Source organism: Methylobacterium sp. CCH5-D2 (genome assembly GCF_001556475.1).
Lineage (GTDB): Bacteria > Pseudomonadota > Alphaproteobacteria > Rhizobiales > Beijerinckiaceae > Methylobacterium > Methylobacterium hispanicum.
Genome location: NZ_LSIX01000715.1, coordinates 17,411 through 26,396, shown reverse-complemented (window position 1 = coordinate 26,396; position 8,986 = coordinate 17,411). Strand labels below are relative to the sequence as shown.

The following is an 8,986-nucleotide window of genomic DNA, read 5'->3' as shown; positions in this document are numbered from 1 at the left end:
CATCGCCCGTGCCGCGCTCCCGCTCCCCGGAGGGAGAGCGACGCGCTATCGCGGCGCCTTCGCCAGCTGTCCCGGCGCGTTCTGCGCGCCCATCGCCTGCGCCATCTCGGCGGCGGTCTGGCCCCCTGCATCGCGCCGGTCCGGGTCGGCGCCGCGCGCGAGCAGGAGTTCGATGATCTCGGTGCGGTCGAACATCGCTGCCGTCATCAGGGCGGTGCGGCTGCCCTCGCCCGTGCCGTCCACCTGGGCGCCGTGGTCGAGCAGCATCCGGGCGATCTCGATCTCGCCCTTGAAGGCGGCGCCCGCGAGCGGGGTCTGGCCGCGGTCGTTGGCGAGTTCCGGGTCGCCGCCGGCCTCCAGGATCACCCGAACGGTCTCGGGCTGTCCGTTATAGGCGGCGAGCATCAGGAGGCTGTCGCCCTTGTCGTTGCGCAGGTTCGCCGGCAGGCCCTGGCCGAACAGCTCGGCGAGTTCCGCGGCGTGCCCCATGCGAGCGTACTGGAAGACGCGCCCCGCGAAGGCCAGGGTGGCGTCGTCGAGGGTGGGCGGCTCATGGTCGGCGGACATCGGGACACTCGCGGATCACCAGGGGCTGCCCGCGGATCTGGCGCCGGATCCGTCCGCTGTCCAGCGGGTCCCGGCGTTCGCACACTGTGCTTGGACGACCTTGGCGGATTCCACCTCCCGAATGCGGGGAGGGAGCTGCCACACCTCGCCGGCAACGCGACGAGTGCGGCCTGCGACGATAAGGGAAGCGCGAGCCGACGCGCCGTGGCGCTGAAGCGCGGTCCGTGCCGATTGCGGCTGTTGCTCGAATCCGCGAGCGGTGCTGCAGAATCCCGATTGACGCGGTCGCGTTCCACACCTAAATGCCTCCCCACACCGCCGGAAACGGACGGTTGCCCAGGTGGCGGAATTGGTAGACGCGCTGGTTTCAGGTACCAGTCTCGCAAGAGGTGAAGGTTCGAGTCCTTTCCTGGGCACCAACTGATATGCAAGTTGCTGTAATCAGTTGGTTTTCCGCTTTCGATCCCCTACCATCGCCACCGGTACGGGAGTTCTGAAAGCCTCCCGGGCTAATTTCGCCCGGCTCGCGGTCCGCGTGTAGGCCGCAGTCTCCCGGCTCCCATCAGCCCATCCAAACAGAGCATTCAGCTGCGCCTCGCTGGCGCCTGCTTCCGCTGCTCTGCGCGCGCCAGCCTTCCACAATCCATGCGCTGAGCCGGGACAATCGGCCTCACGGCAGACCTTCCCGAACCATGTCCCAAAGCTTTCCTTGGTGAAGGGCGTCCCCCGCTCGGTGGCAATGAAAGTCAATTCGCCGGTCGGCGCTGCGGCGATCGAATCGGCCAGCTGCGGCAGGATGGGTGCGATCACCGGCATGCCGGTCTTTTCGGTGCGGATCGTGAATTCGCCCGTGCGCACATGGGGCCGTCCCAAGCGCACGGCGTCGCCGCGCCGGAGGCCTGTGTAGAGCAGGAGGTCGAAGGCAAGGCGCTGACGGGTGCCGAGCTTCCGCTTGGCCTCGAACCGCGCGAGCTCCTCCTCTGTCCAGGCATGGAAGCCAGCTTCGTCGTTCTTGCCTGCCAGCAGCTTGATGCCGAGCGTGGGATCCACCTTCACGTAATCGGCCGCTAAAGCCCAGGCGAACAGTGAGATTGGCCAGTAGAGCCTGTGCCCCAGGCAACGGACGGATCTGTGAGGACAGCCGCCCGTACGCCTCGGCATGGAGGCGGCCGAGGCGCGCGATGCGGTCCTCGCTGATGTCCTGACCCGTTTCCCGCGGGAGGTGGTTTGTGAAGAGGCCGCCGCTCATGCCAATCTTGCGGTGGATCCGCCGGACGGACAAGGCGATCCCCTCCTCGTCCAGCGCTTGGCTCCAGGCGAGTACATGCTGGTGAACGCTATCGACGAGCGTGCCGTCCAGATCGAACAGGAACCAGGTCTCGACGCGCATCGCTGCCCCTTCATGCGGCCGCGGCCCGGGATTGCTTCGAGGCCAGCTCCACAGCCTCGATGACCCGTGCGGGCGCAAGGTGGTGAATCATGTGCCCCATGCCGGGAACCACGATGAGCGTGCTGTTCGGCAATTCATCGTGCAGCCGCTGCGACTGTCGTCCGACGTCGGCGATCTGGTCAGCGCCGCCGACGACGACCGCGACGGGCAGGTCCAGGTCGCGATAGTGTCTCTGCAGTTCAACCGTGACCGGCGTCATCATCGCCGCATCCTCGGCGGACGCGCGCAGCTGCAGGGGCCGCAGCATCATGTCCGTCGGGAACTCCCGGTCGAAGCGCTCGGGAATGGCAGCTGGCGCAAACATGCCCTTGATCATTGCAGGCAGGAGCGCGCGCCCGACCATGGGCGAGACGGTGTGGCGCAGGAGGTCGCCGAGGATCGGGATCGCGCTCGGGGACGCCAGAACCACGTCCGCCCGCAGCGTCGGGTAGTAGTAGCCCGAAGCCAGAACGAGGCTGTGCACGAGGTGCGGCGCCTGCAGCGCAAGGGCGACGGCCACCAGCGCCCCCCAGGAGTGGCCGAGCACCACGGCCTGGGTGACGCCGAGGTGCTGAAGGGCCTTCTGGAACAGCGTTGCGTGGGCACGCGGTGTCCAGACGCCGCGCGGCCGATCGCTGTACCCGTAGCCGGGGCGATCGATGAGGATGACGCGGAAGCGTTGGGCGAGGTCTTCGACGATGCCGCTGCTCAGGAAATCCTGGATCATGGTGCCGTTACCATGGATGAGCACTAGGGCCTCGCCCTGACCGCGCTCGACGTAGTGCAGGCGCACACCATCCACGGTGATGAAGTCTCCGATCGGGGGCGTTCGGCGCTCGGCCTCCCGGGCTCGGGAGACCGCATAGAGTGCGGATGCGCCCAGCGCGGCAGCGGAGCCGAGGAGCGCTGGGATCAGCCAGGAAGTTCTTGGGCGGTCTGTCATGAGTCGTGATCCTGTGTGAGCGGAAGGGCACGGGCGATCAGATGGCGGACCGGAGGGGGCGAGCCCGCTACGGGGCGGGAGCACCTTCCAGCAGCCTCGGCGTCATCGCGGCGAGGGCCAGGAGCGGCCCGGGCATCACGACGCCGGCCCGGCGCATGGTCTGCGCAGCCGCCCGACAGGCCGAGAGATCGTTAGCCTGTGCAGCAGCTTCGATCTGCGTCACGTTCTCCGCCGAGGGCTTCGACGTGTCCGGCAGCTGGGACGAACCGCTCCGCTCCGATCCCGCGGCAGTGGCGGTGGAGCCCGTAGGTGCTGCCGCGTTCTGCGATTGCCCCTGCGGGCCGGCGACTCCTGGGCCGGACGCAGTGATCTGACCGCTCTGTCCGGAGCTGTTCTGCGGGGTCTCCTCCGCGGCGGGCTTTGCCGACGTGTCGCCGGCGTTCTTCGCCGACACGGCCGTTGCAAGACGCGCTGGTGTGTCGGTGGCCTGCGTGCCGGCCGCGGGCTGACGCACGAAGGCGACGAGTTCCTGGCAGAGATTTGCCGGCCGCCCTGTGTCGGGCGTCGAGACATCGGATGGTTGAGCTGCAGCTGCGTGGCTGAGCAGGCAGACCGACACGGTCAGCCTCAGCATTCTCGCGACCAGCATGGTCATCTCCTCGGATCGGACGAAACGGGGCGGCAGCACGAGACTGCCGTGGGCCCTGCGGTGCGAACGGGATCGTTACACTGCATCCAAAACGGCAAAGGGTCGGATGCGAGCACGTGCATCGGCAGCATCACTGCTGCAGGAACGAGCTATGCCATCGTGGTCAGGATTTGGCTCCGCCAAAAGTAACGACGGAGATCGCGCGCTGCAGCGTCATCTGGCGCGTGCTGCGCTACCCTATAGGGAAGGGAGCAGGCCGCAATTTGTTCCACAGAACCGCGATCTTGTGCCAGCGCTTGGGATAAATCGGGTTCTGTTTGGCTAATCGATCGGATCGCAACGTTTGTTGCTCCTAGCGACACTCTTGCAGACGCCTTCGACCCGGCCGCAACCACCTTGAGCAGACTGAAGGCCATCACAAGGTGGCTCGATCACGCCATAACGCAATTATCCATCACGGGCAGTGGAAGCCGACAGAAAGGACGATGACGCCCATCACGGTCGCTGGCTGGACGCCGGGTCCCGGCCCAATGCGGGGCCTAGAAAGGTCCGCATGGTGGCGCGTTGGTTGACGATGTCCCGCGACTCGGATGGGTGAAATTGCGACCGTCGCCTTCGGCGCAACTCGAAAGCAGAGCGGACGCCGTTCCTTATCTAAATAAACGTTAGGCTCTGCACCGAAAGGCAGCATGAAATCGGATTTTCAAATCATTTCAGCGCTTCGACGGCCGCTTTTTGCAAGCCGTAAAACAATCAAAACATATTTTTTAGATAAGATAATGTTTTTCAGGCGGCAGAGGAACGATTTTCAGCGAGAGATGTTTGTATCATAATCGAACATGGGGACAATCCGAAATATACGGCTGCGAGTTCTCGCGGCCGGCGCCGTTTGGAGACATGTCATGCAACGGGAAACACGCTTCGGACGACTCACACGGCTTCCCTCAAAGGCCGAGATTAAACGGGATCTCAGAATGATGTCGGCCGCTGACACACTTGTTGCTAGCTTGTCGAAGCAAAGCGGCACTCGCGAGGAGCTCGCAGGCATCATCACCGGGCTCATGGATCAGTACCATATCTCGCCAGATCGAGCGCACATGCTCATCGACCGCTTCGGCCGGACTCAGCCTGCTTTGGCGAATGCTGGGAGCGAGCTCATGGCAAGAAAGCAGGGCTACAGCGAAAGGCAGTCTGGCTATATGCCCCAGTGAAGCCGGCCACCTCGTAGTCTTAGGGCATAGGCCGTGCTCCTATTCGCGGATTAGTCATACGCTGCTCTCAACGCGAATCACGCGCGATATGGGTGTCGTTGTCCGCCCCTGCTCGGCGCCGCGAAATAGCTTCAGCGTCTTCAAGGCGCTGGCGCTCCCAGATTGTAAGCATACGTTCAATCAGGGTGCTTGTACTGACCTTCTCACGGCGGCCGATGGCAGCGATCCGGTCGAAAACCTCGGCACCGATGCGGACGCGTCGGCGCTGCCGAGCACCGGGACATGCGTGGCTCGTGCTGTAATCCATCGCCTCTCCTGTGTGCCGGGCTACCTCGTCCGCAATGGCCCGGTCCGCGAGGCTGAATGCATGATCCGCGCGTGTGACTGTCTCACGTTGCGTGTCGGCCTGCTCGGACAGTGTCGGTGCGGCGGAGTCGACAATCGGCAACATATCGCCGTCGGCATTCGATCCGTCAGCCCGCTGCTCGATTGGCAAGTCTGCGGTCGAGTTTGGAAAAGGCAACAGCCCCGACCTAGTTGGGCTGCTTGGCTGCGTCACGCGCTTGGGCATTTTCATTCACCGTCTCGGTTGCAACCGGTGTCTGTGGATGAACACGCTCTGGCACGGTTTCATGCGCTTGCGGCATGTTCGGCGACTGCGCACGGCTGTGCTGTGGCGAGACGGCAGTTTGAGCCGCGAGAGGGGCAATCATGAGCCCGAAGAATGCAAAGGACATTTTAACGGCACGCATCGAATGTGCCTCCAGGCTAATTTGGAAAAACGACCTCGAGCCTCGATTTGTTCCATCGCACGCTACGAACAGCCGGGAGCGAAATTTGACTTTTGCGTCCTTCTTCGTTGAAAGGCGCAGTGTTATACCTTCGATCAGGCGAGGTAGCGCCCGTTTCAGTTCTCTAAGCCCCACGGATCGTTGTCGACTGCGAAGAGCTACTTCGAGCATGCGCGTCTCCGGGCATGGTCCAGTCCATCATTGACCGCGCGAAAGCGGCGTTCCGGCCATCAGGCCTTCGACGCGTAGCTTCATCCGGGCTGCCCGGATCGCCTCAAGTGTCCGCCACGGCGCATCCTGAGCGATGCCCTCAGCTTCAAGATCCGTAAGTTGATCGATGAGTTGTCCCCGCGCCAGAAGGCCAGGAACCTGCGACCTTTGAACAATCAGTGTGATCATTTTCTGCATCACCGGGCATATTCGCGGTCGGCTTGGCTCTATCATGCAGAAGCGCCATGGAGATTGAACACCGGCTCAGCCTCGACCAGCGGTCTTCATGGCAGGTACGACGGTGCCTTTCGTTGAAGGCGCTGCGGCATTGCTCTTAGGCACGGGCTTCTTCGGCTTCTTCGTCTCGCGATTGCCGCGCTTCTTTTCCGTCGCCATGGTCTCGCTCCTGGGAATGTCGTGAGGCCGGACAGAGTCGTCCTCACTGTTCGGTCGGCGGTCGTTCCGCATGCAACCGGATCGCGCTCGCAATCGGGTTCTCGAACGCGCCGAATACGGCAACGAGGCGGTCACTGGCCCAGAGTTCAGTACGGTTCCCCGCGGTCAAGCCTGCCGCCTGCCGCTTGGCGTCACTGTCGTCGCGGGCCGTGATGATGCAGGACGTTAACACGCCGCCGCTCTTGACGAACCGATGCACCTGATAGGCTCGGCGCACGTGCCGCGGGCGTGAGTTGGCGGGGAACTTGAGAAGATCGGCCATGCCTGCCTGTCCGTCGCAGGCGGGGGCACAGGCCCTCAGCCACCGAAGCCTGGATCAATCCATTCGGTGATGCGGGTACTGTGCGCCTTCTCGGACGACAAAGATACCCCCAACGGCGAGGGGTTTTCCTCTCGCCCGTCCCGAACTTCCGGCCTTCTCGTTCAACGAGCGATTGCTGGACTGCGCGTCGGAGCCGGCGGAGGACGAATCTGAATAGTGTGCTCTCGAAAGGCGAAGTTCCGCGTCCGTAACGACCCTGGGTGGCAACGGACTCCATACCGAGATGAGTTCAAGGCGGAATGTCTGCTTGCGGGCGGCAAGCCAAGCTTCGCTGCTCACCCAGAAGGGCCATTCGACCCGGGAGCGACGAACGTTCGCTGAAACGACTTTGCGGAACTGCAGCCTTACGGTCTCTGTAGACATCGACGCCAGAGAGGCTGAGGAACTGGTAGATCATGGCAGGATCGGCGGAAGAGCGGCTCGACGCCCTGAATAGGGAGATCACAGACCTGAAGGAAAAGCAGGATGCTTATGTCTCGGTCATCGCGGCTTTGACGGAACAGGGGCTGAACACCGCCGCGGCCAAGACTGTGCTAAAAAAAGATCGAGGATCAGCTCGCGGCGCTTCGGGTCCGCACAGCAACTTTCGAGGGTGACGCGAGGCACGTTTGAGCGCGCTCAAGCAATGCTCGAACAGGATGCGTCACGAACCGTGTGAGCGCTGCGCTGACCGGCAACTCACGGCGCCGTGAACGGTTGGTGCACCTCACAGTTGGAGCACGCCCATGCCTGCTGATATCAGCACATGACCGCGGCTGAGGGCCGGATCACCTTCAAAGGCAGAGAGTGCTGCTATCTCCGGGAGCAGAACTCGTTCTGTATGTCTGCCCACTGCGCTCACGCCTATGCTACAAGAAGACTCTTAGTAGCTGTAGATGACGGCAAAGAGCTGCAATTTCTCACCATGGCTAATAATTGCATTTTTGCATGAGGCCAAGTTGTATCTCGATATTGAATTGAACCAAATACCTTTGCGTTTGTGATCGGCCTCACATATCGGACAGAGACAGTTTAATATCTCTTCGTACATCCTTGGAGGTATGGGCATGAAAAATCCCGGGCCGCAGTCCAAAAAATCTGCGCAACAATCGTACTAGTTGCTGCTTTTTCGCAAAAAATCTGACATAAATGACAATGTCGCGCTCTATATTTTTCGCCAGGATGGAGGTTCAGGTAGAGGTGGCGCGAACATCCGGAGATTTGGCAGTGCAAATGCTGGCCGTGTCTTAGTTTCGACTTTGAACCCAGTTCGGGCCGTCCAGCCTTCCTCCCTCGTACCCTCGCATGATCCACCGCGCCGGCGTATGCTTGGCGCCAAGCAGGGGAGCTCGTGTCCATAACCAACAGACGAGATCGGTACCGTAGTCCGAACGGGGATTGTTGGTTTCTCGGACGCGAGCCTGAAAACGGCCGTGCCTTCGTGATCCATCAGCCGAACGGGCCCTCTGGCGGTCACCTAACTCACATCGAATTGGGAGCCTTCCTGCAACACGGCGCGTAGGATCCTGAGCATCAGGCTGCGATCCAGCAACCGTCCTCTGCCCAGTGCGGGACACCAACGGCGTCCCCGTCATCGTGAACGGCGAGCCGGCGGCGGATGATCTCTGAGCCATCCAGCCGAGTGCTCGGGCCACAGAGCATCAAGCGGAACGCTGCCGCTCACCTCCGGTTGGTCCTCCATCGATACGAGGAGGCGATCATGAAGGTCCTACTAGCATCCTCGCTGCTCACCGTTGGTGTTCTCGCCACTGACCCAGCGTCCGGCCAGCGTCTTGAGATCGGCCCCGATGGCCCCTCGGTCGACATGCGCTCACGCGGTCAGCGGGAGCGGGACATCGAACGGCGGGAAATGCGCCGTGACATGCGACGTGACGAGGTGCCGCGCGACCGGCGGGACAGATCTGTCGATCCCGACGACGATGATGAGGACTAGCGCCAAGATTGTGTGGGGGGCCACCTGTCACGAGCGTGACAGCATCCCTCAGCCACGGTTCAGGAGCCCTAGCCCAAGCTCTCACTAAATGGGCCGTTCTGCCAAGCCCGACGAGTTCCAAAGGATTCTACGATGATGCGTGCGAAAGTGCTTGGGTTGGCCGCCGCAGTTGCCGGCGGCCTTGGCATCGCAACGGCGGCCAACGCTGCGCCTATAAGTGTTGGTCCGATCCAGGGCAAAGAGTTGATCGAGACTGTGGCCGGCGGCTGTGGTCCGGGTCGGCACCCGAACCGATTTGGTGACTGCCGTCCGAACGACCGTGGCCCTGGGTACGGGTACGGTGGGCCGCGCGGCGACTACGGCGATCGGCCGGTCTATCGGGGCGATGGCTATGGCTACGGCCGCGGTGGCTATGATCGACCGCGCCGATTCTATGACGGGTACTGAGACCCCAGGCAACAGCTGGGCGGATGAG

The 8,986-nt window shown here is 62.6% G+C and carries 12 protein-coding genes, 1 tRNA gene and 1 pseudogene; 4 read left to right on the top strand and 10 right to left on the bottom strand.

All coding sequences use genetic code 11. The annotated features are described in order from the left end of the window. Positions 1–45: 45 nt before the first annotated feature. Complete coding sequence (locus AX737_RS18820; protein ID WP_066924083.1) at positions 46–567, bottom strand: ankyrin repeat domain-containing protein; 522 nt, start codon at positions 565–567, stop codon at positions 46–48. Positions 568–901: 334 nt separating this feature from the next. Here AX737_RS18820 and AX737_RS18815 point away from each other — a divergent pair. Next, positions 902–986, top strand: a tRNA-Leu gene (locus AX737_RS18815). A gap of 22 nt (positions 987–1,008) precedes the next feature. Here the strand turns inward: AX737_RS18815 and AX737_RS36045 are convergent. The 9 genes and pseudogenes from AX737_RS36045 to AX737_RS18790 all read right to left on the bottom strand — a co-directional run bounded on the left by AX737_RS36045 (position 1,009) and on the right by AX737_RS18790 (position 6,518). Beyond that, on the bottom strand, positions 1,009–1,617 hold the full coding sequence (locus tag AX737_RS36045) for a tyrosine-type recombinase/integrase (protein ID WP_238230617.1): 609 nt from the start codon (positions 1,615–1,617) through the stop codon (positions 1,009–1,011). A gap of 34 nt (positions 1,618–1,651) precedes the next feature. Continuing rightward, positions 1,652–1,957, bottom strand: a pseudogene (locus AX737_RS36040) (HAD family hydrolase); the annotation flags it as partial. 10 nt (positions 1,958–1,967) lie between these two features. After that, positions 1,968–2,939 carry an alpha/beta hydrolase gene (locus tag AX737_RS18805; RefSeq protein WP_066924079.1) on the bottom strand — a complete coding sequence of 324 codons (972 nt, stop codon included), beginning with the start codon at positions 2,937–2,939 and terminating at the stop codon, positions 1,968–1,970. A 67-nt stretch (positions 2,940–3,006) separates the two neighbouring features. Continuing rightward, positions 3,007–3,594 (bottom strand): hypothetical protein, encoded by a 588-nt coding sequence (locus tag AX737_RS18800; RefSeq protein ID WP_066924077.1) that lies wholly within the window; start codon positions 3,592–3,594, stop codon positions 3,007–3,009. A 1,272-nt stretch (positions 3,595–4,866) separates the two neighbouring features. Then, complete coding sequence (locus AX737_RS33440; RefSeq protein WP_156453829.1) at positions 4,867–5,376, bottom strand: hypothetical protein; 510 nt, start codon at positions 5,374–5,376, stop codon at positions 4,867–4,869. Beyond that, the gene (locus AX737_RS33435) at positions 5,333–5,761 is read right to left on the bottom strand and encodes a hypothetical protein (RefSeq protein WP_156453828.1); all 429 of its coding nucleotides are present in this window, start codon (positions 5,759–5,761) and stop codon (positions 5,333–5,335) included. Before AX737_RS33435 ends, AX737_RS33440 begins: the two co-directional genes overlap by 44 nt. A gap of 27 nt (positions 5,762–5,788) precedes the next feature. Then, a complete protein-coding gene (locus AX737_RS32235; RefSeq protein WP_238230619.1) occupies positions 5,789–5,989 on the bottom strand; it encodes a hypothetical protein in 201 nt (66 codons plus the stop codon). Between the two features lie 75 nt (positions 5,990–6,064). Continuing rightward, positions 6,065–6,196, bottom strand: a complete 132-nt coding sequence (locus AX737_RS37280; RefSeq protein WP_280949091.1) for a hypothetical protein — start codon at positions 6,194–6,196, stop codon at positions 6,065–6,067. A gap of 43 nt (positions 6,197–6,239) precedes the next feature. Next, a complete protein-coding gene (locus AX737_RS18790; protein ID WP_066924073.1) occupies positions 6,240–6,518 on the bottom strand; it encodes a hypothetical protein in 279 nt (92 codons plus the stop codon). 455 nt (positions 6,519–6,973) lie between these two features. Between AX737_RS18790 and AX737_RS33430 the strand changes: the two genes are divergently transcribed. The 3 genes from AX737_RS33430 to AX737_RS36035 all read left to right on the top strand — a co-directional run bounded on the left by AX737_RS33430 (position 6,974) and on the right by AX737_RS36035 (position 8,958). Next, a complete protein-coding gene (locus AX737_RS33430) occupies positions 6,974–7,174 on the top strand; it encodes a hypothetical protein (protein WP_156453827.1) in 201 nt (66 codons plus the stop codon). Positions 7,175–8,277: 1,103 nt separating this feature from the next. Beyond that, the gene (locus AX737_RS18785) at positions 8,278–8,511 is read left to right on the top strand and encodes a hypothetical protein (RefSeq protein WP_066924103.1); all 234 of its coding nucleotides are present in this window, start codon (positions 8,278–8,280) and stop codon (positions 8,509–8,511) included. A gap of 132 nt (positions 8,512–8,643) precedes the next feature. Continuing rightward, positions 8,644–8,958 carry a hypothetical protein gene (locus tag AX737_RS36035; RefSeq protein ID WP_082773135.1) on the top strand — a complete coding sequence of 105 codons (315 nt, stop codon included), beginning with the start codon at positions 8,644–8,646 and terminating at the stop codon, positions 8,956–8,958. Positions 8,959–8,986: the final 28 nt, after the last annotated feature.

Coding starts and splice junctions, on each gene's coding strand:
- AX737_RS18820 (WP_066924083.1), bottom strand. CDS start 567: ATGTCCGCCGACCATGAGCCGCCCACCCTCGACGACGCCACCCTGGCC.
- AX737_RS33440 (WP_156453829.1), bottom strand. CDS start 5,376: ATGAAAATGCCCAAGCGCGTGACGCAGCCAAGCAGCCCAACTAGGTCG.
- AX737_RS33430 (WP_156453827.1), top strand. CDS start 6,974: ATGGCAGGATCGGCGGAAGAGCGGCTCGACGCCCTGAATAGGGAGATC.
- AX737_RS18805 (WP_066924079.1), bottom strand. CDS start 2,939: ATGACAGACCGCCCAAGAACTTCCTGGCTGATCCCAGCGCTCCTCGGC.
- AX737_RS32235 (WP_238230619.1), bottom strand. CDS start 5,989: ATGATCACACTGATTGTTCAAAGGTCGCAGGTTCCTGGCCTTCTGGCG.
- AX737_RS37280 (WP_280949091.1), bottom strand. CDS start 6,196: ATGGCGACGGAAAAGAAGCGCGGCAATCGCGAGACGAAGAAGCCGAAG.
- AX737_RS18785 (WP_066924103.1), top strand. CDS start 8,278: ATGAAGGTCCTACTAGCATCCTCGCTGCTCACCGTTGGTGTTCTCGCC.
- AX737_RS18790 (WP_066924073.1), bottom strand. CDS start 6,518: ATGGCCGATCTTCTCAAGTTCCCCGCCAACTCACGCCCGCGGCACGTG.
- AX737_RS36035 (WP_082773135.1), top strand. CDS start 8,644: ATGATGCGTGCGAAAGTGCTTGGGTTGGCCGCCGCAGTTGCCGGCGGC.
- AX737_RS18800 (WP_066924077.1), bottom strand. CDS start 3,594: ATGACCATGCTGGTCGCGAGAATGCTGAGGCTGACCGTGTCGGTCTGC.
- AX737_RS33435 (WP_156453828.1), bottom strand. CDS start 5,761: ATGCTCGAAGTAGCTCTTCGCAGTCGACAACGATCCGTGGGGCTTAGA.